The following is a 25888-nucleotide window of genomic DNA, read 5'->3' as shown; positions in this document are numbered from 1 at the left end:
TTTTTTAGCTCTTTAAACAGTCCCTTTTATTTTTCTATGTCGGAATTAAGAATTTTAATATATATCCTAATTAAATTTACTCAATTTATTACATTATTTTAGAAAATTTATTACATTGGATTACAATTTTGATTGCTTTTTTCCTTCAAAGCATTGCAAACCCTTTGCAATCAAGGTGATTAATTAATTCATCAATCAATGATAAAATGATAAGTATAAAATATAAAATAGGAGAAATAAAATGTTGATAGCAATAATTGTAGTAGCAATAATAATACTTTTGTTGTTGCTGTATGAATTAAGAATTCGTAAGCCTGATGAATTAGTTCTTACTGAAAGAAATGGTAAGATTATATTAAGAAAGGGAAGATTTTACCCTCGGCATTTCAGTCTTGTTTTACCAAAGACAATTTATTCATCACAATTAAGTATAGATGCTTCTGCCAGAGGTAGTCTTGATGTCAAAGTTAAATTATCAGTTGCAGTAGCTCTTTCGCTGGAAAATATTAATTCTTTAATCAAGACGGGAGGATGGAACAAATCGGCAGTCCAAAAAGCAACAAAAGAACTTGAAACAGTTATTCATAGTCTTGTAAGAGAATTTACGGAAAAATTTGAGATAGAAGAATTATCGTCAGAAAAGATTTATAATTTTTTGATTGAAAGGATTAATATTAGTAAAGAAAAGTTTGGGCTGGAAGTTATTTCTATTGCAATCCAGTCATTTGAAATAATGGATTCAAAAATTGCAGAGGCAATACGTCAGCAGGAATCTGCAAGAATATTTGAACAAACTGAGCTTTTAAATCAAAAAGTAAGAATATCTGCTGCTAAAGCTAAAATAGAAGCTGATGAAAAAATTGCACTATTAGAAAATGAACTTGAATTAAAAAAATATGATTTGAAAAAAGTAGAACTGGAAAAAGAATCTGAACTTGCAGATAAAAGAGTATCAGAAGAGCTCAAAAGAAAAAAAATGCAGCTTGAATATGAAAAACAAGAATTAGAATTGTTAAAGAATAATCCAGAACTGTTGATATTAACACCACAAGCAGCAAGATTAGCAGAAGCAAGTCAATCATTAAAAAATGCAAGAACCGTAGTTACTTTGTCTCATAATGACTTAGCACAGGGAACAGAACTAATCGGAATGTTTCAAAAATTTCTTCAAAATTATTTGAATTCAGTTCAACCAAAAGATAAGAATAAGAAAGAATAGTATTTATGAATAACCAAAAAAATCTTCTCGATATTTTTCAACTTAAGCAGGTTAAAGCAGCAAAAGTTTCTGAAATTAGTGAGACAACGATAACTTCACAGGTGCCCCCTGAAGAAAGAGTAAATTTTCATATTGGCAATCCTGTTCAGGATGAAAGTCTTTACTCTGCTTATCTTCGAATGATTTTGGGAATTGATATCGAGAAAAAAAAATTAGGCATAAATAATCTTGAAGAGATTCTAAATGAATTAGGCTGGAAAAAGGAAGAAGAAAATAAATTAAAATTTCTGGCAGAACTTATTAAAAAAAGTGCTCCATACTCGCCGCGAGGAGGATTTGTTCGTACTAACCCACATATCCTGATAAATTTTTTTATTGATTGGCTTGTAAAGTATCAGCAGGAACCACTTTCTTATGATTTAGGAGACAAAACAGGTAAAAGAGAAATTATACTTGCTTCTGGCGGTATTAGCGAAACTTTGAGAGTTCTTTTTCATTCGTTGTCTAATTTTCTAATTTATCTTCCTGCAAATATATTTTTGTTTGGGGTTAATTTACCCGAACATCTGAAAAATTTTTCAACTCTAAATTTCTATTCATTAAGCGGAGATGAAACAGAATTTACGAGTAATTTAAAATCTTATCTTGAAAAATATTCTGAGCAACCAAACTTTTTATTAATTGGCAAATTAACAAAAGAGCAAACACGACGTTCTTTAAGAGAATTAAGTTTGCAATATCCACTTTTTTTTGTAGAAGTAAATGATGCCCCAAATCATCTTTCGCTTGCAAGAGAAGCAAAGATGATGAACAGAGTAATTAGAATTATTACTCCAAAAGTACTATCAAAGCATTTTGAAAATCTCTCATTAACTTTTGTTCTTGGCAATTCAGATTTTATTAAGATAATTGAAACAATTCACTTTCAACTAAAAGGAACACCATCTTCAACTGAAATCGAATTATTAGCATTTCTATTGAAGAATTATTCTGAATTATATAATAAAGAAGAAAGCAAGTATGAAATTTTAGTTGAACCGGAGTTTGAAAAATCATTTTCGCAAAAATCAGGCTTTGAAATTCTTGACAGACAAATTAAACAGATAGAGAAAAGAACTGAAGAAATAATTGATAAAAGAAGTACAGCTATCAACGAAGTAATAGAAGTATATTTGAAAAAAGGAAGAATTATTGATACCAGCATTAAAAAATTCTTGGGACGATTTCAATATGACAAATTTTTTGAAACAAATGCAAAAGAACTTCTTGATAATTTAATCGAGAATATTGACTCGAAAGAATATTTAGATGGGATTATTAATAGTTATCTGAGTGCTTTTCTTAATTATCATTCTGAATATAAGCCTGATAACTGTATTGTAGTAAGCGGTTCTTCGAGAACAGCATTAAGTCTTCTTGGATTTCATTGCGGCATTGAAGAAGTAATAATTCCAGATTTAAGCTGGACATATGAACATTGTTTCCCAAGGGTAAAGGTTGTTCCTCTTACAGAAGATTTTCAATTAAATATTGAAGAAATCAAAAAAGCAGTTCAAGAAAAATTAAATCAGGATCGTAATTGGAAAAATTATGGCGCAATTGTTCTTAATAATCCTCACAATGCTACAGGGCAAATATTTAATGAAAACGACATAAAAAATCTTCTGAAATGGCTGCTTGAAAAAAACATAATTGTAATTGATGATCTTTCATATCAAAATGTGATTCCTTCAAATGAATTTAAGATTATAAAAACTGCTCGCCAGTTGAGTGATGAACTTGAAAAAGAGGGATATATCACAAGTGAGCAGGCAGATAATGTTATTACAATTCATTCGATGTCAAAAACAGATTCATTTGCTGGGGCGAGATTGTCTGTGGTAGAAATCAGAAATAAAAAAATATTTAACAGATTTAATGAAATTAATTCTACTATAAAACCAAATATAGCTGCAATTTTTCTTTCCTATTTATTTTATCGAAATAGGTCAGAGAGTATAAATGCATATTATCGATTAAGAAACAAAATCTTTTTTGAAAGAAGTAATGCTTTGCTTGAAGCCGTACGTAATCTTCCTGGTGATAGAAATAAATACAATATAACTATAAAGCCACCAGCAGGAAGTATGTATCCTCAATTGATTGTGGGAAATCTTCCTGCAGGATTGTCACTTGATTGGCTAGCAACTGGACTTGCAAGGCAGGGAATAGGCATGGTGTCTCTTTCGACTTTTGCACGAACTGAACAGGGATTTGATGCTGGTAGAAAAACATTTCGTTTAACACTTGGAGGAACAGATAATGCAGAAGCACTTTTGAAAAAAACTCGCCGCGTATTAATTGATTTAAATAGATTGATAGATGAAGAAGCCTCCAATTATAACAGAAGAAAACTTAATGTAAAGTCAATAGGAATTAAAAAGGTATTTGATTTAACTGATAGAATTAATGGTTGGAATTATGTTGAAGAAAAATTAAAAGAGAATTTCAAACTGCGATACGATGAACAGGCAAAAATGTTAAATAACGAAGTTGACGTACAAAAAAATTATAAAAGATTGATTAATGAATATCTGCCCGAACGCTTACAATTATTTAGAAAGAGATTAGAAGATAGAATTGCAATTATTAATGAGCTGGCAAATATTAATTTTTCTAATAATGGAAAAACAACAACAGAAATTTTGGAAAAAGAATTTTATAAAGATGATTTGCAAAGAAGAAAAGAAGCATTTCAAAATCGATTATATGACAGGACTGTACATCCAACTCAAATGTACTCAATTAAAGCAGAAATTTTATTTGAGAAGTTAATTGATAATTTAATCAGGAATAAAGATGTTTCATTTAGCTTGATTGAAAGATTAAAAGAAGAAATTATAAAAGAATATTTTGGCAAAAATGTACCGATAATATCAAGTGAAGAACCTCATGAATTACTTATTGATTTAAAATCTATTATCACGGTAGAGGATTACTTCCGCATAAATACTGATTATCCATTTAATGCTTTTCTTTCATTCTGGGGTGATTGGGATGGAAGCAATCGCCCATCTGGACAGGGACATAGTCTTTTAGCTGCCGTTATTATTGAAAATGTTGCTCAACAGGCAAAAATTATTGAAATGGTTATGAAGTATGATAGTTCTGTTTCCATAGAACCTCTACTAATTCAGGAAATAGAAAAATTACCAGTGAACAACAAACGATTTACTGATTTATTGAATGAAATAACTTTACTTACACATCAACTGGAGAAAAGATACAAAGGAACTCTTCCTTTCAATGTAGAGATGAGCAGATTAAGAAAGCTCGGAATTAAACTTCATATTGCTGAGGACCCGCTTACTAAAATGTGGCGGCATAACGACAGGCTAGAAAGAAAAATGCTTGAACTTCGCCGCAAACGCAGAGATACTCTTGAATATTATTTTGCTTTGAATAAAAAATTAAGAAAAACTCTTCATTCACTTATTCCAGTAATTCAAAAAAATATTACTAATCTGGAATTTTTTATAGAAGCCGGAATGTATCGTGACCTTTTAAAGAGAATTGTTATAACACCTCGTATTCATCAAAAATTAATAACTGCTCAAGACCAATTTGCAATTGATACTACTGTTCATAATATAAATGAAATAAATGAAATTTCAGGCAAGTATGGAAATCCCGGAATGGTTTTAGCAATACAAGTTAGCATGACTACAAAACCGGAACCATTAATTTCACTTGATAGAAAATTATACTCCAAGCGTGAACAAATTTTAAGAGATAACAGCAATATTGAAATTCCTAATATATGGATAGTACCTTTATTTGAAGATATTGACTCGGTTAAAAATCTCGAAGATTATTTGAATAAAATATGGGAATATTCAAATCAAAGTAGAAGAATGAATCAAGAAACACATGAACGATTTGCAGAAATAATTACAGAAGTTTTTGTTGCCGGTTCCGATTTAAGTCAACAAGTAGGTCAAACTGCAGGAATGAATCTTTTCAAAGAAGCAAAATTTGAATTAATGAAGTGGATTGCTTCTCATAATTTGATTGGAAAAATAAGAATAAAAATGGGAAGCGGTGAACCAATGCAGCGACAGGGCGGATATTACTCGAATGTTGCAGGTCAGCCGGTATTTATAAAATCTGATGATACCTCAAAAAGATTTTCAAAGTATCTTGAAGCTTCAACAAAAAGAAGTACTGATTATGCTTCTACTCCATTGGTAGGTGCTTTTTCTTGCAAAGACTTACTTACTTTTCAAAGCAATATTTCTGAAAGAGTTAGATATTTATCTGTAAAAGATTTTGCTGAACTTTTATACCATGTTAAAGAAACTCAAAAATTTTATAGAGAAGAAATTTTAAGAGCAGGTGAACCTCTTTCCGAAACAAGACTTCAATATAAAACAAGAGGATTGCAGGAATTAGAAAGACTAACTATTGGCAAAAGAGATTCTATTTACGATGAATTTTTGAAAATTTATACAGAAAACTTTCGTCAGATACTTTATGGAAGAGAAGAAGATGTTGTAGGAATTCACATCATTTCCTACTTTATTGGAAGAACAATTCCGGCACTAAGAGATAGACCTACAGTTCGACCAGGACAAGGTTCGAGTGAATTAATAGGCCAAAAAATACTTGAAAGAATTGCTGGCACTATTCCATTTGCACGTTATGGAAGTTTATTAAGAGCTATTGCTCATAATCAATCTCAAACAATGATTCTTGGGATTAACCAGTTGACTACTGGTTTGTTTAGAGCTCTGAACAATTTTTCACAAAAAGAATTTCCAGAAGGAGAATCTGAAAATTTAATTCTGAGTAGAATTCTCCCTAATCTGTCAGTTTATGAAATTCTTCATACTCTAAGAATTTATCAAGATGTTAATTTAACTTACCTTAGCAAAATTGAAAAAGCATTCCCAGCAGGTAATTCTGCATTAATTGCATTACGAGAAGATATTGATTCATTTTATAAATATTTACCATTGTTCCAGAAAGAATTATTGAGAAGACACGGTCTCGATGTAACAGAATTTTTTACTAAAGACAAATTTATTCCTGATTTGCTTCCAACTCTTAGACCTGATGTTGCGGTATTGCTTCAACCAAACTTTTTTAATACAAATATTGATGATTTGTTGAGTCTGATTAATGGAAACATCGATAAGGAATGGATTAAGGAAATTGAAAAGTTACTTTTGATTCCTGTTGAAATATCGAAATGGAGAGCAAAAATATGGGAATTATTAGAAGAACCAATCTATCAACGAGTTGCAAGTTTTGTTGAACTTGCAATTGCACTTAATTCATTATCTTCAAATGTTCCTGTAAAAGAATATTTATTTACCCCGAAAAAATTAAAAGTATCACCACGATTATTGACCACAGCTTCTTTCGATGATAATATGCAGCAATTTTTAACTGCAGCATTTGAATATCTATCTATTATTTCTCAGGGAATGACAGAAGTGCCAATAAATATTATTCGTGCACTAAAAGAAGTTGAATCAATAATAAAAATTGAAGACCAGCCGTTGAGCCCTAAAAATCAGGAACTATTGAGATTTTATCTACTGCAAATTGCAAGACTTGCTAAAGAAAATGGCTGATAGTTTAATTTAACTTTATAATTGATTTTATTAACAAAAATTAGATGGTCCTATGAACGAGTTCCAAACAATTGGAAAATTTTTGATTCTTGGGGGAATTATTTTTTTAGTACTTGGCTTGTTAATTACACTATGGGATAAAATTCCATTCATTGGTAAAATGCCGGGGGATATTTTAATCAAAGGGAAAAATTTTACATTTTATTTCCCCATTGTTACTTCAATAATTCTAAGCATAATTATATCTCTTATTTTATATCTTTTAAGAAAGTGAAACAAGTGTACTGTATTTACTTGATTCTCTCATCCTGAAATTTCAATTGAATCTAATTATAAATAACTACATCTCATACATACAAAAATTTTTATTTGGGAGAAATTATGGCTACAAAAAAAGCAATTGTAAAACATATACAGGGGGTTACTTTTCTTGGTAAAACTGATTCAAATCATTGGGTTGTGATGGATGGACCAGAACAATTTGGTGGAAGTGATGCTGCAATAAGACCGAAAGAATTACTATTAATTGCTCTGGGAGGCTGCACAGGCAGTGATGTGGCTGTGATTTTGCAAAAAAAGAAAATAAAACTTGATGGATTCGAAATGAATATTTCTGCGGAAGTTCAGGAAACTCATCCACAGGTATTTACTAAAATTCACCTTGAATATGTCTTTTATGGAAAAGATATACCGGTAGATGCAGTAGAACGCGCAATTGAATTATCTCAGAAAACTTATTGCAGTGTAACAGCAATGCTTCAAAAAGCTGTTGAGATAACTCATTCATATCGAATTGAAGAAGTTAAATCTTAATTGAAAATTAAAGGGAAGATTATCTTTAAAACTTTGGTGTGGAAATAATAATTATGAGATAAATAGAGGTTATAAATATTAGCAATTTGTCAATATCTGATAAAAAAATTATAAGGTTTCAAAAATTATAAATATTCTTCAGGTATAGGTTTTCTTCCTATATAACCTTCTGTAATTCCATGATAAAATTTAATATCCTCTTCATCACTTCGCCAGCAGAGAAAAACTTCTTCATCATTAATTATTGAGGGGAAGTCAACAATTCCAACTTCAAAATTCCAGTCTTTAAACGAACAGCCAATTTCTTCTAATTCTTTTATATATTTATTAATTTGTTCTTTAAGCAGATAGATTTGACTATTTCCTTCAAATTTACCGCCATTAAATTCTGTAATCATTCGAATTTCGTAAGCTGTATTTAGAATATCTCTGACAATTCTTTTAACTAACGGAAGTGCTTTTCTTGCTTCCTGTGGTGTAAAGTATTTAACCTGTGTTTCCAAAATACTATCCTCTTTTCTTTAATTATAATTTATCAATAAAAAATGTTAATCTCAAAATTAAATTCTAACTCCAACTAACATGATATTTTACCATTGAACAAAAATTCTTCACAAAAAATTTAATAGGAACTAATATTATTTTTGGATATTATCAAAAATTGAACAATATCTATTAAAATATTAATTTGGATTAGTAATATTTTAATTAGAGTAAAATAAAATGAAGAAGAGATACGGAAAAAAGATTGATTTAGCATTAAATACGTGGGTTAAATTGGCAAGAGCTTTTTCTTCTTTTAACAAAAGAACTACTGAAAATATTCGCAACTATGGTTTAACTCAACCTCAATTTGCAGTAATTGAAATACTCGGGCATTTAGGCCCGCTTAAAGTTGGCGAAATTTGTAAAAAGATGCTCGTTACTGGTGGTAATATGACTCTTGTTCTTGATAATGTTGAGAAATTGGGTTTAATAGAAAGAGTGCATAGCAAAGAGGATAGAAGAGCTATTCTTGTACGATTGACAAAAGATGGCCAAGAACTTTTTGATAGAATATTTTATTCCCATGCAGAATATATTACCCAACTTATGTCTGTTTTAACCACACAAGAACAAAAAACTTTGGGGGAACTTCTTAAAAAACTTGGTAAAGCAGTAGCAGAAGATAATTCAGAATTATAAATTTCTTAATACAGGCTTAAAAACTGTTAATTCCTTATACATAATTATGCATAATTATTTATAATTATTAAACTTCATTTCTATTTTACAATAATACCTTTATATGCTATTTTACATAATAAATTTTTCATTATTGGAGTAATTATGGCAATTATTCGTCCATTTAGAGCATTAAGACCAAATGAAAAAGTTGCTCATCTTGTTGCAAGTGTCCCTTATGACGTAGTAAGCAGAGAAGAAGCTGCAGAACTGGCAAAAGGAAATCCATTAAGTTTTCTTAGAGTAACTCGTTCGGAAATAGAAATGCCTCATATAGAAGATGTTTATTCAAATGAGGTGTATCAAAAAGCAAAGGAAAATCTTGAAAGATTGAAAATGGAAGCACCGTTAATCATTGATGATAATCCACATATTTATATTTATAAACTTGTAATGGGAAATCATTCACAGGTTGGTCTTGCAGCAACTTTTTCTGTGGAAGATTATGATAAAGACATAATTAAAAAGCATGAGAAAACTCGCAAGGTAAAGGAAGATGATAGAACAAATCATATTTTAATTACAGAAGCACAAACAGGGCCGGTTTTTTTAACATATCGTGCAATTGAGTCAGTTGATAAAATAATTAATAATGTTATAACTAAATTAAATCCAATTTATGATTTCACTGCTATAGATGGAATTAAGCATACAATATGGATTCTTCCTGATGATTATTTAAATGATATTATTAATGAGATTGCTAAAGTTGATTATCTCTATATCGCCGATGGTCATCATCGAGCAGCAAGTGCAAGCAGAGTTCAAAAAATAAAAAAAGAACAAAATCCAAATCATAATGGGGATGAAGAATATAATTATTTCCTCGCTGTTCTATTTCCTTCAAATCAACTTAAAATATTACCATATAACAGGGTTGTACATAAATTAAACATGAAGAAAGAAGAATTTCTGAAAAGGATAGAAGAAAATTTCTTAATTGAAAAATCGAATACATCTGTTCCCGATAGACCCCAAACTTTTTGTATGTATTTAGATAAAAACTGGTATACATTAAAACCGAATGAGAATGTTAAAGCGGGTAAAACTGTATCAGATAATCTTGATGTAAGCATATTACAAAATTTTCTATTACAGCCTGTGCTTGGAATTGAAGACCCTCGTACTGATACAAACATTGATTTTATTGGTGGAATAAGAGGTACAGATGAATTAGTAAAACTTGTAGACAGCGGTAAAGCCGAGGTTGCATTTTCTATGTATCCTGTAACCTTAGATGATTTGATGAATATATCTGATGCTGGTGAAATTATGCCGCCAAAATCAACATGGTTTGAACCAAAGTTAAGAGATGGTCTATTAGTTCATTTGATTTAATGAAATTACAGATAAAATTAATTACAAACTAAAAAAGGAATCTATTTATGGAAAAGCGTATTTATAACTTTAGTGCAGGACCAGCAGTATTGCCAGAAGAAGTGTTGCTCGAAGCACAGAAAGATTTATTTTCTTATAAAGGCTGTGGAATGAGTGTAATGGAAATGAGTCATCGAGGAAAAATTTTTGACCAGATAATTAAAGAAGCAGAAGCTGATTTAAGAAAACTTCTTGATATCAATGATAATTATGCAATTCTATTTCTTCAGGGGGGAGCTACACTGCAATTCTCAATGGTCCCATTAAACTTAATGCCACCAAATAACAAAGCTGATTATATTGTGACAGGTTCATGGGCAAAAAAAGCAATGAAAGAAGCTAAAAGAGTTGGAACAGTTAATATTGCTGCATCTACTGAAGAAGAAAATTTTACTCGCCTCCCAAAACAATCTGAATTAAAACTTTACCCTGATGCTTCTTATGTTCATTTTACATCGAACAACACAATTTATGGAACTCAATGGAAAACCGAGCCAGAAGTTGGAAATGTTCCGTTAGTATGTGATGCATCTTCAGATATACTTCATAAAAAAATTGATGTAAATAAATACGGCTTAATTTATGCTGGTGCTCAAAAGAATATCGGTCCTGCAGGTGTTACTCTTGTAATTATCAGAAAAGATTTGCTTGAAAGGTCATCGGACAGTCTTCATACTTATTTGAATTACAAAGTTCATGTTGAAAATAATTCATTATATAATACTCCTACAACATTTGGAATTTATATTGCAGGATTAGTATTTAAGTGGTTATTAAATATGGGCGGACTGGATGAAATGTATAAACGAAATATTGAAAAAGCTAAAATTCTTTATGAAGCTATTGATTCAAGCGACGGATTTTACAGCGGCACAGTAAAAGTTCCTGAAGACCGTTCTCTAATGAATGTAACATTTAGATTACCAAATGAAGAATTAGAGAAGAAATTTATCGAAGAGGCAAAGAAAAGAGATTTAGATGGTTTGAAAGGCCACAGAAGCGTAGGTGGAATACGAGCATCAATTTATAATGCTTTCCCCAAAAAAGGTGTTGAAACATTAGTTACATTCATGGAAGAATTTAGAAAGAATAATTAAACTCTAAGCCGCAAAGAATCTATACTTTGCGGCTCATATTTTAAACTAATGAGGGCTGATAATTGATTAATCTTATCAATTGTTATTAAAATATGTTCTATTACAATTCCTTTTATGGGTGTGTGGTTGACATATTTGATAATTTTTAACAATAAATTTTAATATGAAATTAGCTGTTAAAAAATATTTGATGGAATAATTAAATCATTCATCAAAGTTTTACTTTAGAAAGTATCATTATTTTAATTCTTGGTGTAGTTATTAAATAAAATAGGAGTCTACCCGGATTATCATTAGCTATTTTGAACAATATAAATTATTCACTATAAACATAGAGTTATTTTATATTTATAACTTTTTCAACCTCAGATAAAATTGTGTTGGTTTTAATTAGCTCGATTATTTTATCAATGTCTTTCTTGATGATTCTATCATCTTTTAATGGAGGGATAAATTTACGAATTGTTTGATAAGCAATATTTGTCCCTTCACCACATTTAAGTGGTTTTAAAAATTCTAATGCCTGTGCGGCGGCTAATAGTTCAAGTGCAATAACAGTTTGCGTGTTTTTTAATATCTGATAACATTTCCTTGCCGCTATTGAACCCATTGAATTTATATCTTCTTTGTTCGCAGAAGTTGGAATAGAATCAACACTTGCAGGATGCGAAAGGACTTTGTTTTCTGATACCAGAGAAGCAGCAGTATATTGAAGCATCATATAACCGGAATTTAAGCCTCCATTATTTGTAAGAAATTTTGGCAGCTTTTCAGATGAGCCATTTAACAATCTATCAATTCTTCTTTCTGAAATATTTGCAAGTTCAGAAAGTGCAATTGCCATATAATCAAGAGTAAGAGCTAAAGGTTCACCGTGAAAATTTCCTCCGCTTATGTAATCTTTATCTTCATAAAAAATAACTGGATTATCAGTAACTGAATTAATTTCTATTTCGATTTGAGAACAGACAAAATCAATTGTATCTCTTACAGCACCATGAATTTGTGGTATACATCTTAATGAATAAGCATCCTGCACTCTCGGGTCGTTTACTTTGTGTGACTTTCGAATCTCGCTATTTTTTAAGAGTTGAAGAAGATTTTCCGCTACTATCAATTGTCCTTTATAAGGTCTTAATTTATGAAGTCTTAAGTCAAATGCATCATCCGTTGCTCGTAAAGCTTCGTGGGATAAAGCAGCAGCAATATCTGCCAGTTTAATTAATTTCAATGCTTCAATACAAATATATGAACCAAAAGCTGCCATCATTTGTGTGCCGTTAATCAAAGCTAAACCTTCTTTGGCTGTTAGACGAGCAGGTTTCAAACGAAATTTTTTTAATGCAGATTTAGAAGAAATTATTTTTGTTTTTGTAATTGATGTCTCATCGAATATATTTTTAATAATCTGAACTTTTCCTTTTCCAATCATTGATAGAACCAGATGAGCTAAAGGAGCTAAATCTCCACTTGAACCTACAGAACCCTGTGAAGGAATTACAGGCAAAATATTGTTGTTTATAAAATCAATTAAAAGCTGAAGTGTATTAAGCTTAATTCCTGAGTAACCACCTGCAAGTGCATTTGCTCTCAGTAACATCATTAATTTAACAATGTGAGGAGGTAAATTTTCTCCAACACCTGCTGTGTGACTAATTATTAAATTTTCCTGCAGTTTCTCGATATCCTTTTTATCAATTCGTATATTTGAGAAATCACCAAAACCTGTTGTTACTCCATAAATTATTTTTCTTTCATTAACCCATTTGTCAACAAGTGAACTTACCTTTGAAATTTTCTTCTTTGCTTCATTAGATAGTTCAACTGATGTGCTGGTTGATAAAAAATTTTCTATGCTTTTAAGAGTTAATGAATTTCCGTCAATTATTAATTTCATATTAATTCTCATATTTATTTTTGTTTGGGAGAGTGATTTTATTAAAGGATATGAAAGAAATAGAAAAGTAATTTTCTTCAGAAGAGAAATGCATAAATTCTAAAATTATTTTATTGTGTAATAAAAAATTATTCAGTTTTGATGAACCAGTTTTATTATTCTGCTTTGAACAGGTTTACTTGCACGGTATTTAAGTAATACATAATCATCTTTGTAAATTGTATCCAAAACCTCTGCAAGTTCATAGATAAGTGAAATTTTTTTTGATTGATGATGTTTTAATTTTAGTTGATATTCTTCAAAGTTCTTTTCATAATAATTAAGCAAAAGTTCTTTGAGATTGTTTATGCCAATTCCTCTTTCTGCAGAAATGAATAAACTATTTGGGTATCTGTGATTTATTGAATCAAGCATTTCTCTTTTACTGAGAATATCAATTTTGTTGAAAACTTTTATCTGAATTTTATTCCCGCAGTTCATTTGTTCTAATGTGTTTTCTACAACTTTTATGTGTTCTTCAAAGTATGGATTTGTTATATCAATTAAATGAATAATAATATCTGCATCTTTTACAACATTTAGAGTGCTTTTGAAAGAAGCAATAAGATGATGAGGAAGTTTTCGAATGAATCCTACAGTGTCACTCAAAAGAATTTTTTTGTTTTTATCAAAAACACATGCCCGCGTTGTTGAATCAAGAGTAGCAAATAATTTATCTTCTGCAAGTACATTTGCATGTGTAAGTCTATTTAAAAGAGTGGATTTTCCTGCGTTTGTGTATCCAACAATTACAGCGGTAATAAATTTTTTGTGAGAAGAACTTTTAATTTCCTGCTGGTATTCAATTTTTTCGAGGTATTCTTTTAACTTGCTGATTCTTGTCCTGATTAATCTCCTGTCTGTTTCTATTTGTTTTTCTCCAGGACCTTTAGTTCCAATTCCACCGTATTGTTTTGAGAGGTGTGTCCATGCTCTTGTTAATCGAGGAAGCATGTATTGAAGTTGAGCAAGTTCAACTTGAGTTTTAGCTTCTCGAGTTTTTGCGTGTGATGCGAAAATATCAAGAATTAATCCACTGCGGTCAAGAATTTTTCTGCTGAATAGTTTTTCGAGATTTCTAACCTGTGAAGGAGTTAAATCATCATCAAAAATGATTAATTGAATGTCGTTGGGTTCAATTAATTGAGCAATCTCTTCGGCTTTGCCTCTTCCAATGAAAAACGCAGGGTCGGGTTTGGGTCTTTCCTGCATTATTTTAAATACTGTATCTGCCCCAGCTGTATCGGCAAGCAATTCTAATTCATCAAGATGTTCTTCTATTTGTTCTTCTGAATATTCTCCTGTTGATAATGCTATTAATATTGCTCTTTCTCTTTCTTTTCTTTTTACTTCTATCATTTTTTTATTTTTTTACCATATTAAATTATAAATCATTTACTATCTAAATCAATTCAGTTTTTTGCCATATCTTTTTTTGTGCTTTTTGATATATACATTTCTATGATTGACAAAATAAATGCTATGATTAAAAAATGTTTCCAAAGTTCCATTCCAAATCTTGATTGATAGATTTTTCTCATATAATCTTCTTTTGGTTGTAGATTAATAAAATTTCCAGCAAAAGAAATTTCTTTGAGGTAGTTTTCAAAATTATTAGAGGTTTCATAATCGGAAGAAGATTCCTTTGGATTATGATTTACTGAAAAATAATCAATTAATTTGTCATCAGAGTAAAATTTGTAAATTCCTGTTAAATCAGTATTTCTATAATTAAGAAAATTTTTATTAATGAGTGAATCTGTATTAATTATTTCATCTGATTTATCAGGTCGAACAACTTTCACAAAATTATTTCTGGTGTTTTGTAGATTGACAGCTAATTCATCTCCTGCATAAAAATATTGTTGACTTTTTGTTTTTGAAGATATATAAAAAACAATTTTATTAATTAATGGTGCAAATAAAGATTTAACAGGAAAATTGCTCCAACTTAAAACGGGCGATACATTAAAAAGTAATACTTTACCAGAACCTATTTTGTATTCGCTTAAGAAAGCAGATTTATCATATAGACTTATTATTGCTTTCCCTTTAATATCTGCTAATATCTGGGCGTAATAATAAATCTCAGGAGATTCAATTTTGGTTTTTGATTTGTCTTCAAATAAATCTTCAAATAAAGGATGTTGCAAATCAACTTTTTCGAATTGAGTTGAAAGATCAGGTGAATTAATTTTCCCTTTGAATGAAGCTAAAATGCCAATATCAAGATGCTTTAGTAAATTCTGGAATGAACTTGTTGAACTTACCGAACCAGGCATTAAAACTGCACTTCCACCATTTTCAATGAAATTTTTTAATTTGTCTTTGTCGTTAATTTTATCTGAACCAATAATAAAAACTGCATCAAAATCCTCAAGCCTGATTGAAGAAATTAGTGATAAATCTTTTTCTGTAATTTGGAAATTATTTTCATTTTGATTAGATAGAGCAAGCTTGATAAATCTGCTGTCTGAATTATTATCTGTAAGTATGAGAATGTTGATTTTGTCTGGAACAAAAAAGCTTGTATAAAATTTGTTGTCATAGTTAATATCGTCGTCTTCAAGTTCAGCTGTCGCTTCAATTAATCCTGAATCATTTAAGTTAGTCTCGAAGTTTATTAATTGTGATTCATGAGGAGATAATGATAAACTTTGCTGTGCACTTCTTTTCCCATTTATAAATAATGATATAATGTAATTATTAACATTTGTATTTGAATAATTTTTTACAGTTGCAGAAAAGCTAATTGTTTTGTTCTTTTCAAATATTTGATTGTTTACTTTGAATTCTTCTATCCCAAGATTTTTTACTTCTTTTTCATGAACATCTATTAAATAAATATTAACATTCTTTAACAGTTCAGATAAGTTTAACAATTCTTTTTTTGAATTATAAATTCTTCCTTTTTGCAAATCTGTTATGATGTAAAGTTCTTTATTAAGATTTTTTGATTCATATAAAATTTTTGCAGCCTTAATTATTCCATCATTTAGTGTGTTTGTTTGATATGATATTTGAAGATTGTCAATTATTTTTCTTACAAAATCAAAATTAGAATAAGGTTTAATTTCTTCATTATTATTAACAAGAGAAAGAACAGCAATCTCATCTTTTGAATTGAAATAGTTAATTAAATTTTTGGCTATTTGTTTACATTTATTAAAATATGAACCCGAACCAGTAACAACAGACATGCTAAATGTATTATCAATTAAAATTACTGCAGTTGTGTTGGAAGACTTATTGGTGAATGAAGTATTTTTAATTGTTGGCCGGGCAAAGGCAAAAACAATAAAAGTGATAATCATAACTCTAAGTAAAAGCAACAGCCACTGCTTAATTTTGATTCTTCTTATTTTCGATTTTTGAAGCTGCTTTAAAAAAAATAATGTGCTGAATTCTACTTTTTTTAATTTTCTTAGGTTCAAAAAGTGAAGTATAATTGGAACTGAAGTTGCAATCAGTCCAAATAGTATTGCTGGATTAAGAAATGTCATGCTCTAAATTTTTATCTCCTTTCTTTAATAACCTTTTCATAAATACTTATGAGTTTATCGGAGAATACATTTAAATCAAAAAACTCAACTGCTCTTTTTCTTGCAGCGGTTCCAAGTTTATCTCTTAGATCTGGATTAAGAATTAATTTCTCAATTTTTTCTGATAGATTTTTCCAGTTTTGTTTTTCAAAAAGTAGCGAAGTAATTCCATCAACGGCAATGTCTAAAACTCCATCTGAATTTGAACAGATAGATGGTTTCCCCATACTCAATGCTTCTGCGAGAGCAATGCCAAATGCTTCTGCATGAGAAGGAAAAACAAATATATCCATTGCTGCTAAAACTTCTGGAGTATCTTTTCTGAAACCTGTAAAAATAATCTTATCTGTTAAACCGAGATTGTGGGAAAGTCTTTTAATTTCTTTTTCGTACTCTTCTTCACCTTTGCTTGCTTCGCCTACAATCATAAATTTTATATTATCATATTTTTTAGTCAGTTCATTAGCTGCAAATAAAAATTCTTCGTGACCTTTGCCCGGACTAAATCTTGCTATCATTCCTATCAAAATTTCATCATCTTTAATTTTAAATTCATTTCTTACATTCATTCTGTTGACTTTTTCTGGATTAAATTTGTTTGTGTCAATTGCATTATGAAGTAGCAAAATCTTTTCTTCCGGGAGAGGAGTAGTATCAACTAAATTTTTTGCAATAACATTACTTATTGCGAGAGCATAAGTAACCCTGCTGTATATAAATTTATGAAAGATATCTTTTTTGATAATGTATGAACCCATCTGTTTGGAAAGAATTAATGGAGTATTGATATTTGCTAATTTCAAAGCAGGAACAATTAACCATAAATCTTTTGAAGCACCACAATGAATTATATTGTAATTATTATTTTTTAGAAAAGAAGCAATTTTAATGGTTACATATGGATGAAAATAACCTGTGAATTTTGATGTATGAGTAATAATTCCTTCTGCAGCTGCTTCCTTATGAATTTTTGAATCTGGATAACATAACAGTTCAGCATTAATTTGTTTCTTTAAGAGTTCTTTGACTGTCTGGAGAGCAAACATTTCCAGACCACCCCAACTTTTTGATAAACATGTCTTAAGTATTTTCATTAATAAATCTTATGAATTTTAGCACCTTTGTAGTAATGAGATAGAATTTCATCAAATAAATAACCCATTTCTCCCATAACAGCAGCACCAATCTGACATAATCCAACGCCATGGCCCCAGCCACAGCCATATAAAATAAATTTCGATGGAATATTGCCAATTATATTTTCTTTTTTAGTAATGAATGCAGAACTGTAGAGATGAGTTTTTGATAATGTCTTTCTTATTTCGAGTTCTTTCCCGATGGTTAAAGTTTTTTTTGTTCCAATAATTTTTAATCTAATAATTCTTCCTGAATAACCTCTTTCGATTGGAATTAAATCAACAATATTGCCAAAATCTATTCCACTTTTTGATAATATTATATCAGAAATTTCATCCTGTGAATATTCAATTTTCCATCTGTAATAATTTTGTTCGGAAGAAATATTTTCTTGAATATCAAATTGATTTAGAATCTGAGAAAGAATTTTTTTGTTTGTAGTATTGCAAAAAGCATGAGGAGAAGATTTTATCCAATGTTCAAAATTTTCTTCTTTAGTTAAATCGTAATCGAGTCCCTCGACTTCAAATTTGTAATCGAGAACTGGAACAAGATAATGATATCTTACAGGTTCCCAGACATTTTCGTAGGATTCAGTAATTCCTCCACAACATTTTGAGTAACGTGTGTCACATATTTTGTTGTCATACATTAAAACTAAACCCCGTGTCATATCTACGGCTTCATAGGCTTTTTCGTTTAGTATTTTTGTTATTCCTTGATACCGCTGGCAGTGGTCATCGGCACAGAAGTCATATTTTGTGTGGTCGTTTCGGTGATACCATCGAATTATTTCATTTTCAGTAATAACTTCATTTATTGAAGAAAAATTTTTTGTTTTTTCTAACTGTGCTAATACCCAGCTTCTTGAAATTATAGCATGAGCTTTCAGTAATTCAATAGAACAATTTGCACTCATTTCGGAAGAAATTACACTAACAAGATATTCATCAAGAGGAATAATATTTATGGCAGTTAAATTATTTTCATCTATTATTATTTTTAGAGTTCCGCGAAATCTTTGTTTTTCTTTTCTTTCCCAGTGAAATTGTTTGCCTATTATAACATCGTAGAGAACAAAGGATTCTTCTTCTATATCTTTAGGAGTAAGAATAATTTCTTCCGAAGAAAAAATTTCTCTCGAATTCTGAGTTAAAATGATTTTATTGTTATTTAGAGTTGCTAAAAAATTTCCGCTTAATCCTTTATTTGTGGTATTCTCAAAAAATTCTCCATATAAATCAAACCGAATTTCTTTATTGCTTAATATGCCTATACTAATTTCTGGATAGTTCATAAACTCAATTATAAAATTTTCTTGTCATAAATATAGTAATGAAGATGTTAAATAAATAGAGAAAGAAATAATGTATATGAATTTTATTATTTTGTTATCCTTTCGTTTCTACGAGCAAGATTAATTATTTATCTTTGTGCAACAAAGAATCAAGGTTATGAAGAAGAGAAATAAAATTTCAGTTATAACACTTGGCTGTTCAAAAAATACAGTAGATTCTGAAAGATTGATGAATCAGTTAAAACTGAATCATATAGAACTCACAAAAAATTTAGAAGAAGCTGATGCATTAATAATAAATACCTGTGGTTTTATTGAAGCAGCAAAAGAAGAATCAATAAACACAATACTCGAAGCAGCAGAATTAAAAAAAGAAGGTAAAATTAAAAAAGTAGTTGTGATTGGTTGTCTTTCAGAAAGATATGCTAAGGAATTAAGAAATGAAATACCAGAAGTTGATTCATTCTTTGGAACAGAAGCTTATGAAAGTGTATTGAGAGAATTTGGAGGAAATCTTAAATATGAATTAATTGGAGAAAGATTATTAACAACTCCAAAACATTATGCTTACTTAAAAATATCAGAAGGCTGCGATCATCCATGTTCTTTTTGTGCAATTCCGCTGATGCGTGGCAAACACAAATCGAGACAGATGGAAGATTTAGTTAAAGAAGCTCAATTTCTTTCCTCGAAAGGCGTGAAGGAATTAATTTTAATTGGGCAGGATACCACAGATTATGGAAAAGATTTATACGGTAAAAGAAATATTGCTGAATTAGTTAATAAACTTTCATTGATTGATGGTATTGAATGGATTAGAATCATGTATGCGTATCCATCACATTTCCCGGAAGATTTAATTGAAACAATTTCATCAAATCCAAAAGTATGCAAATACATTGACCTCCCCCTTCAGCATATTTCGGATAATGTTCTAAAATCAATGAGAAGAGGAATAACAAAGAAGAGAACTATTGAATTAATTAATAAACTGCGAAACAAAATTCCTGATTTAACTCTTCGAACTACTTTTATTGTTGGTTACCCAGAGGAAACAGAAAAAGATTTTGAGGAACTTTGTGATTTTGTTCAAGATATAAAATTCGAAAGATTTGGAGTTTTTACTTATTCAATGGAAGAAAACACAGCAAGCTATAAACTTGGTGATACTATTCCATCAGAAATAAAAGAAGAACGTAAGGCTATATTAATGGAAATTCAAAAAGAAATCTCATTAAACAAAAATAGAGAACTAATTGGCAGAGCATTAAAAGTTATAATTGATGATAAAGAAAACGAATTTTATATAGCAAGAACTCAAAGAGATGCCCCTGAAGTAGATGGTGAAGTTTATATACAAAAAAATAAAAATCACATTCAAGTTGGTAAATTTTATAGTGCTGAAATTTATGATTGCAACGAGTATGATTTATTTGGTAAATTAAAGTGAAAGAAAGGATTTATAAAATGAAAAGAATAATTTTATATATGCTTTTAATTGGCGGCTGTTTGTATGCTCAAGTTGAGTCTTCAAGTGGAGTAAGCCAGTTTAAACAACAAGCTTTCTTTGTTGATTTTGCTAATTATATTGATTCAACACCAGCTAAAACCCGTCTGGATGTATTTATTCAGGTTCCTTATTCCAGCATACAATTTATTAAACAGAACAATAACTTTAATGCAAGCTATAATTTGTCATTGGTATTTTATGATAAAGACAAAAAAAATCTTTTGTTCGAAAGAATCTGGAAAGAAAAAGTAAGCACTGATGACTTTGAAAATACAATTTCAAAAAACAATTTTAATCTTTCTTATAAAACCTTCGATTTTGTACCCGGAGAATATTTTCTTACATGCATACTCGAAGATATTGACTCGCGTAAAAGTTATTCACTTGATTATAAAATTAAAATAAATCCAATTTCGGATTCTCTTGGTTTGAGTGATATTATTTTTGTTACTGATGTTATTAAAGATACATCAGGAGAAAAAATTGTTCCGAATGTTTCTAAAACAGTAACTAATAGAACTAAAAGTTTACCAATTTATTTTGAAGTTTATTCGGATAAGGAAAGAGATGTGATTCTTGAATACATACTCGAAGACTTGAAAAACAATTCCTCAATTGAACAATCAGCATCATATAAAATTAGAAAAGGCACTAATTCAATATTCTATACTTTTGAAAATACCAACTTTAAATTAGGTGATTATAAACTCACAATTAATTTGAAAGACAATGAAAATAACGACCTCGCTTTTACAGAAAAAAGATTGTATTCAATAATTACTGGGTTACCTAAATCAATAGACGACCTGGATAAAGCCATTGAACAAATGATTTATATTGCAAGTCCCAATGAATTAGGTTTTATTAAAGAAGGGAAAACATATGAAGAAAAATTAGAACGCTTTCTTGCGTTCTGGGATAAAAGAAAACCAAATCCAAAGATGGATGAAAATCCTATTCTGATTGAGTATTATAGAAGAGTAGAATATGCAAATAAAAATTTTAAAGGTTGGGGACGCGATGGTTGGCGTTCGGATATGGGAATGATTTATATAACCTTTGGTCCGCCAAGTTATGTTGAACGTCACCCACTTGAACCAAATTCAAGACCATATGAAATCTGGGATTATTACGAATTGAATCGCTCATTTATTTTTGTTGACCAAACAGGATTTGGCGATTATAGATTAATAAATCCTGACTATAGCCGTTGGCCAGGTTATAGGCCCTGAAAAAATTTTTGTTAAAATTAAATTATATCCCAAATGATTCTTACAGTAACACTTAATCCTTTGCTTGAAAGAAGATTAGTTTTTCATTCGGTTGAATTAGGCAAAAACAATAAATGCATTGATGAAAAATATGCTGCTGGTGGTAAAGGAATAAATGTAAGTAGGCAATTAAATTATCTTGGAATTCAAAATTCTGCTTTGACTTTTTTAGGCGGAAATAATGGAAAGATTTTAAGGTCAATTTTAACAGAAGAAAAAATTAATTTTTCAATTCAGTCGACTAAATCAGAAACCCGCATTGCTGATGTTATTATTGAAAATGATACAAAAAGAATAACAACATTTTTTGGGATTAACAGTAAAATTTCTAAAGAAGAAGCTGGTGAATTTAAAAATAAACTTGAGAGAATGATTCAAAATTGTTCGATTGTAGTGTTTTCCGGAAGCTCGCCGTGTGATGAAACAAATTCTATATTCCCTTTTGGAATTGAACTTGCAAATAAATATGATAAAATTTCAATCCTTGATACTTATGGAAAGCATTTAAATGATTGCTTAAATGTTTCACCAACTGTTGTTCATAACAATATTTCTGAAGTAGAAGAATCGCTTTCAATTAAACTTCATAATGATGAAGAAAAAATTAATTACTTAAAAAATCTTTATGCAAAAGGAATTAAACTTAGTTTTCTAACTGATGGTGCAAATTATTTTTTTGCCTCCAAATTCGATTTCATTTATAAAATTTCTTTTCCTTCAGTAGAACCTGTGGATTCTACTGGCAGCGGCGATGCTTTTACAGCTGGAATAGCCTATGGGCTGGAAAACTCTCAGGTTTTTGATGATTTTGTTAAAATTGCTACTGCTCTTGGAATTGCTAATGCTACTAAATTAGAAACATGCAATGTTGCTAAACATGAATATGAAAAATATTTGTCCGATATTATTGTTGAACCTGTAGGCAAGAAAATGAAAATTATCGATGACACACCAAATTATTAGAACACAGATTATTCTTTATTTTTTCTTTTGTCAAATAATTTTTGCTCAAGTTGTAAATTCTATAGAAATTCATGGAAACAAAATATATACTGAAAAAAATTACTTTGACTGGGCAGGCATTTCAAAAGGAACTAAAATTTATGAGGGCATTGATGATTCAATTAAAAAAAATATTTTATCAGCTCTTCAAGAACGGGGTTATTTTTTTGCTGATGTAAAAACAATATTGCAACCAGTTGATTCTACAAAGATAAATTTACTAATCAATATTAAAGAAAATGGCCCCATCTTTATATCAAACATTAAATATAATAGTGATACTAAGGATTCATCTCATTTATCAAAAATATTTTCACAACTATCACAAGAAATATTTTCAAAAGAAATTTTTGAAAACGCGATTAGCAATGTTCTTGATTATTATGAAAACAACGGCTATCCATTTGCATCTGTAAAAATAAATTCAATTTATTTTTATTCTGACTCATCATCAAAAAAAAATTATGTTGACATATTTTTAAATATTGATAAAGGAATTAAAGGAGTAATAAACCGCATCGATATTTCAGGCAATAATAAAACTAAAGATAGAGTAATACTTAGAGAGCTTGGATTAAGTATTGGTGATGAATATAATCAAAAAACAATTGATGCTATTCCTGGAAAATTAAACAAGCTGAATTTTTTTGAGCACATAGAAGTTCCAGCTTATTTTATCAATAATAGAAATGAGGGAGTTCTGAAAATATCTGTAAAGGAAAAAGTCACAAACAATTTTGATGGAATAATTGGTTATGTACCTGCCGGTGGAAAAGAAAAAGGCTATTTTACAGGTTTTATAAATCTTGGATTTAGAAATTTATTTGGGACAGGAAGAGCTGCTTTGATAAGATGGCAAAGAGAAAATAGAAATACACAGGAACTTGAACTAAGATATTCTGAGCCGTGGATTTTTAATTTCCCCTTTAATTTATCAGGAAGCATGTTTCAAAGAATTCAGGATTCAACATACATTCAGAGAAATTACGAAGGCATATTAGAATATTTAGCAACTTCTGAAATTTCTGCTTCAATTTTGATTAACTCTCAATCTACAATTCCAATAGAAAGAAAAAACAAAATTTTTACTGTGTTTAATTCTTCATCAATAACTACAGGAGTAAATTTTAAAATTGATACAAGAGATGATTATTACTCAACAAGAAAAGGAATTTTATTTAGTAATGCATACAAGTATACATTTAAGAAAATTTATGGACCAAAAGAATTTTTTACAGAGAAAACAAAGTCAGAACTAAATCTTCAAAGATTGGAAATTGATTTTGAATTTTTTAAAGAATTGCTCTCAAATCAAGTTGCAGCATTAAAAGTTCATGCACGAGAATTGAAAGGCTCAGATATCGAAATCAGCGATTTGTATTTACTTGGAGGGACAAGTTCATTACGAGGTTATAAAGAAAAGCAATTTTCAGGAACACGAATTTTATGGACAAACATTGAATACAGATTGCTTCTTACTAATAAAACTTATGCATTTTTATTTTTCGATACTGGCTATATTTCACATGATAATTCGAATGAGAATCTCTCAGAAAAATTTAAAATTGGTTATGGACTTGGATTAAATGTAGAAACAGGAATTGGAATATTAGGTGTAAGTTTTGCTCTGGCAAAAGGGGATTCTTTTTCTCAAGGTAAAATTCATTTTGGTTTAATTAGTGGATTCTGATTTTTCGTTCAATGAATTTTTTCATAACATTTTATAAAAATGTTAAATTGCTTTTCGAAATTAATTTTGTTCAAATATCAATGCATTATAATTCGTTAAAAGTTTTTGATAATTCATTTTTAACAAAAAAAATAAAATTGATTGCTGGAGTTGACGAAGCAGGGAGAGGACCTATAGCAGGTCCTGTTGTTGCTGCTGCTGTAATTTTTGATGAAAGTGTTTTTCATCCTCAGATAAATGATTCAAAAAAACTTTCTGAAAAAATCAGAGAGAATCTTTATGAATGGATAATTCAGAATTGTGTAAGTTATGCTGTCGCTTGTGTTAATCATGATGAGATAGATGAAATAAATATATTGCAGGCATCTCTAAAAGCTATGAAGTATGCTGTAGAAAAACTTGAAGTCAAACCTCATTTAGTGTTAATTGATGGCAACAAATCTTTTTCATTAAATGATAGTGTGATAAGAACAATTGTAAAAGGAGATTCAAAATCATTTTCGATTGCTGCAGCTTCCATTTTAGCAAAGGTTACAAGAGATAGAATTATGAAAGAAGCGGCTCTTGTATACCCGGAATATTTTTGGGAAAGAAATAAAGGCTATCCAACAAAGTCACATATTGAAGCTGTAAAAAATTTTGGCATTACACCACTTCATAGAAAATCATTTTTGAAGAATATTATAAAATGAAAAACAAGAGAAAGACGGGCAAAGAGGGAGAAGAACTTGCCTGCAAATTTATTTCAGAACTCGGTTATCAAATCCTAGAGAGAAATTATCAATATGGCCATGGTGAAATTGACATAATAGCTAAAGATGGAGATACGATTGTTTTTATCGAAGTTAAATACAGAAAATCTCTTGAGTATGGATATCCTGAAGATTCCATTACGAAGAATAAAAAAAATCAAATTAGAAAAACTGCAGAAGCTTATATTTATCAAAAGAATATTTTTGACCAATCATGCAGAATTGATGTTATTTCAATTTTACATCTGCCAAACCAGAAACCACAAATAAATCATTATATAAATGTTATTTAAAAATATTCTTTGGAAAAATTTATGAATTTGATAATTTGCAATTGAGTTCGAGGGAGAAATAACTTTATTACAATAATAATAAAAACATTCATTCAATAATATGAGGGAAA

19 protein-coding genes are annotated in these 25888 nt (G+C 29.7%); 13 read left to right on the top strand and 6 right to left on the bottom strand.

The annotated features are described in order from the left end of the window. Positions 1–241: 241 nt before the first annotated feature. From VJY32_RS13930 to VJY32_RS13915, 4 genes are all read left to right on the top strand, one after another. Complete coding sequence (locus tag VJY32_RS13930) at positions 242–1219, top strand: hypothetical protein (protein WP_353678544.1); 978 nt, start codon at positions 242–244, stop codon at positions 1217–1219. Positions 1220–1224: 5 nt separating this feature from the next. Continuing rightward, positions 1225–6837: a pyridoxal phosphate-dependent aminotransferase gene (locus VJY32_RS13925; RefSeq protein ID WP_353678543.1), complete on the top strand. Its 5613-nt coding sequence runs from the start codon at positions 1225–1227 to the stop codon at positions 6835–6837. A gap of 52 nt (positions 6838–6889) precedes the next feature. Beyond that, positions 6890–7111: a DUF2905 domain-containing protein gene (locus tag VJY32_RS13920; protein ID WP_353678542.1), complete on the top strand. Its 222-nt coding sequence runs from the start codon at positions 6890–6892 to the stop codon at positions 7109–7111. Between the two features lie 107 nt (positions 7112–7218). Further along, positions 7219–7650, top strand: a complete 432-nt coding sequence (locus VJY32_RS13915) for an OsmC family protein (RefSeq protein WP_353678541.1) — start codon at positions 7219–7221, stop codon at positions 7648–7650. 125 nt (positions 7651–7775) lie between these two features. Here VJY32_RS13915 and VJY32_RS13910 read toward each other — a convergent pair whose 3' ends face one another. Next, on the bottom strand, positions 7776–8153 hold the full coding sequence (locus VJY32_RS13910) for a DUF2203 domain-containing protein (protein ID WP_353678540.1): 378 nt from the start codon (positions 8151–8153) through the stop codon (positions 7776–7778). A gap of 220 nt (positions 8154–8373) precedes the next feature. On the opposite strand from VJY32_RS13910, the gene VJY32_RS13905 reads away from it, so the two are divergent. The 3 genes from VJY32_RS13905 (at position 8374) to serC (ending at position 11348) form a co-directional block, all read left to right on the top strand. Beyond that, entirely contained in the window at positions 8374–8835 is a 462-nt protein-coding gene (locus VJY32_RS13905; protein ID WP_353678539.1) for a MarR family winged helix-turn-helix transcriptional regulator, read from the top strand. Between the two features lie 144 nt (positions 8836–8979). After that, a complete protein-coding gene (locus VJY32_RS13900) occupies positions 8980–10212 on the top strand; it encodes a DUF1015 domain-containing protein (protein ID WP_353678538.1) in 1233 nt (410 codons plus the stop codon). A gap of 47 nt (positions 10213–10259) precedes the next feature. Next, positions 10260–11348 carry a 3-phosphoserine/phosphohydroxythreonine transaminase gene (gene serC / locus VJY32_RS13895; RefSeq protein ID WP_353678537.1) on the top strand — a complete coding sequence of 363 codons (1089 nt, stop codon included), beginning with the start codon at positions 10260–10262 and terminating at the stop codon, positions 11346–11348. A gap of 337 nt (positions 11349–11685) precedes the next feature. Here the strand turns inward: serC and hutH are convergent, their stop codons facing one another. The 5 genes from hutH to VJY32_RS13870 form a co-directional block, all read right to left on the bottom strand. Next, a complete protein-coding gene (gene hutH / locus VJY32_RS13890; protein ID WP_353678536.1) occupies positions 11686–13245 on the bottom strand; it encodes a histidine ammonia-lyase in 1560 nt (519 codons plus the stop codon). Positions 13246–13377: 132 nt separating this feature from the next. Continuing rightward, on the bottom strand, positions 13378–14643 hold the full coding sequence (hflX, locus tag VJY32_RS13885) for a GTPase HflX (RefSeq protein WP_353678535.1): 1266 nt from the start codon (positions 14641–14643) through the stop codon (positions 13378–13380). A 53-nt stretch (positions 14644–14696) separates the two neighbouring features. Continuing rightward, complete coding sequence (locus tag VJY32_RS13880; RefSeq protein WP_353678534.1) at positions 14697–16787, bottom strand: BatA domain-containing protein; 2091 nt, start codon at positions 16785–16787, stop codon at positions 14697–14699. Between the two features lie 11 nt (positions 16788–16798). After that, positions 16799–17920: a glycosyltransferase family 4 protein gene (locus VJY32_RS13875; RefSeq protein ID WP_353678533.1), complete on the bottom strand. Its 1122-nt coding sequence runs from the start codon at positions 17918–17920 to the stop codon at positions 16799–16801. After that, positions 17920–19260, bottom strand: coding sequence for a SpoIID/LytB domain-containing protein (locus VJY32_RS13870; protein ID WP_353678532.1), 1341 nt, complete (start codon positions 19258–19260; stop codon positions 17920–17922). Before VJY32_RS13870 ends, VJY32_RS13875 begins: the two co-directional genes overlap by 1 nt. A 157-nt stretch (positions 19261–19417) precedes the next feature. Between VJY32_RS13870 and rimO the strand changes: the two genes are divergently transcribed. The 6 genes from rimO to VJY32_RS13840 are packed head-to-tail and all read left to right on the top strand — an operon-like array spanning position 19418 to position 25778. Next, positions 19418–20710, top strand: coding sequence for a 30S ribosomal protein S12 methylthiotransferase RimO (gene rimO, locus VJY32_RS13865; protein WP_353678531.1), 1293 nt, complete (start codon positions 19418–19420; stop codon positions 20708–20710). A gap of 17 nt (positions 20711–20727) precedes the next feature. Then, positions 20728–22002 carry a GWxTD domain-containing protein gene (locus VJY32_RS13860; protein ID WP_353678530.1) on the top strand — a complete coding sequence of 425 codons (1275 nt, stop codon included), beginning with the start codon at positions 20728–20730 and terminating at the stop codon, positions 22000–22002. Positions 22003–22035: 33 nt separating this feature from the next. Continuing rightward, positions 22036–23004 (top strand): 1-phosphofructokinase family hexose kinase, encoded by a 969-nt coding sequence (locus VJY32_RS13855; RefSeq protein WP_353678529.1) that lies wholly within the window; start codon positions 22036–22038, stop codon positions 23002–23004. Beyond that, complete coding sequence (locus VJY32_RS13850; protein ID WP_353678528.1) at positions 22985–24733, top strand: BamA/OMP85 family outer membrane protein; 1749 nt, start codon at positions 22985–22987, stop codon at positions 24731–24733. The genes VJY32_RS13855 and VJY32_RS13850 overlap by 20 nt, the downstream gene beginning before the upstream one ends. 11 nt (positions 24734–24744) lie before the next feature. Next, the gene (gene rnhB, locus VJY32_RS13845; RefSeq protein WP_353678527.1) at positions 24745–25425 is read left to right on the top strand and encodes a ribonuclease HII; all 681 of its coding nucleotides are present in this window, start codon (positions 24745–24747) and stop codon (positions 25423–25425) included. Beyond that, positions 25422–25778 carry a YraN family protein gene (locus tag VJY32_RS13840; RefSeq protein WP_353678526.1) on the top strand — a complete coding sequence of 119 codons (357 nt, stop codon included), beginning with the start codon at positions 25422–25424 and terminating at the stop codon, positions 25776–25778. The genes rnhB and VJY32_RS13840 overlap by 4 nt, the downstream gene beginning before the upstream one ends. The last annotated feature ends 110 nt before the right edge of the window (positions 25779–25888 follow it).

The sequence above is a fragment of the Rosettibacter primus genome, assembly GCF_036860675.1.
GTDB lineage: Bacteria > Bacteroidota > Ignavibacteria > Ignavibacteriales > Melioribacteraceae > Rosettibacter > Rosettibacter primus.
This window is presented reverse-complemented; position numbering and strand designations above follow the sequence as displayed.

Bases quoted from the DNA above. Each gene is read 5' to 3' on its own strand.
- VJY32_RS13875 (WP_353678533.1), bottom strand. From the start codon at position 17,920: ATGAAAATACTTAAGACATGTTTATCAAAAAGTTGGGGTGGTCTGGAA.
- VJY32_RS13930 (WP_353678544.1), top strand. From the start codon at position 242: ATGTTGATAGCAATAATTGTAGTAGCAATAATAATACTTTTGTTGTTG.
- VJY32_RS13860 (WP_353678530.1), top strand. From the start codon at position 20,728: ATGAAAAGAATAATTTTATATATGCTTTTAATTGGCGGCTGTTTGTAT.
- VJY32_RS13905 (WP_353678539.1), top strand. From the start codon at position 8,374: ATGAAGAAGAGATACGGAAAAAAGATTGATTTAGCATTAAATACGTGG.
- rnhB (WP_353678527.1), top strand. From the start codon at position 24,745: ATGAATTTTTTCATAACATTTTATAAAAATGTTAAATTGCTTTTCGAA.
- VJY32_RS13920 (WP_353678542.1), top strand. From the start codon at position 6,890: ATGAACGAGTTCCAAACAATTGGAAAATTTTTGATTCTTGGGGGAATT.
- VJY32_RS13850 (WP_353678528.1), top strand. From the start codon at position 22,985: ATGACACACCAAATTATTAGAACACAGATTATTCTTTATTTTTTCTTT.
- rimO (WP_353678531.1), top strand. From the start codon at position 19,418: ATGAAGAAGAGAAATAAAATTTCAGTTATAACACTTGGCTGTTCAAAA.
- VJY32_RS13855 (WP_353678529.1), top strand. From the start codon at position 22,036: ATGATTCTTACAGTAACACTTAATCCTTTGCTTGAAAGAAGATTAGTT.
- hflX (WP_353678535.1), bottom strand. From the start codon at position 14,643: ATGATAGAAGTAAAAAGAAAAGAAAGAGAAAGAGCAATATTAATAGCA.
- VJY32_RS13915 (WP_353678541.1), top strand. From the start codon at position 7,219: ATGGCTACAAAAAAAGCAATTGTAAAACATATACAGGGGGTTACTTTT.
- VJY32_RS13840 (WP_353678526.1), top strand. From the start codon at position 25,422: ATGAAAAACAAGAGAAAGACGGGCAAAGAGGGAGAAGAACTTGCCTGC.
- serC (WP_353678537.1), top strand. From the start codon at position 10,260: ATGGAAAAGCGTATTTATAACTTTAGTGCAGGACCAGCAGTATTGCCA.
- VJY32_RS13925 (WP_353678543.1), top strand. From the start codon at position 1,225: ATGAATAACCAAAAAAATCTTCTCGATATTTTTCAACTTAAGCAGGTT.
- hutH (WP_353678536.1), bottom strand. From the start codon at position 13,245: ATGAAATTAATAATTGACGGAAATTCATTAACTCTTAAAAGCATAGAA.
- VJY32_RS13870 (WP_353678532.1), bottom strand. From the start codon at position 19,260: ATGAACTATCCAGAAATTAGTATAGGCATATTAAGCAATAAAGAAATT.
- VJY32_RS13880 (WP_353678534.1), bottom strand. From the start codon at position 16,787: ATGACATTTCTTAATCCAGCAATACTATTTGGACTGATTGCAACTTCA.
- VJY32_RS13900 (WP_353678538.1), top strand. From the start codon at position 8,980: ATGGCAATTATTCGTCCATTTAGAGCATTAAGACCAAATGAAAAAGTT.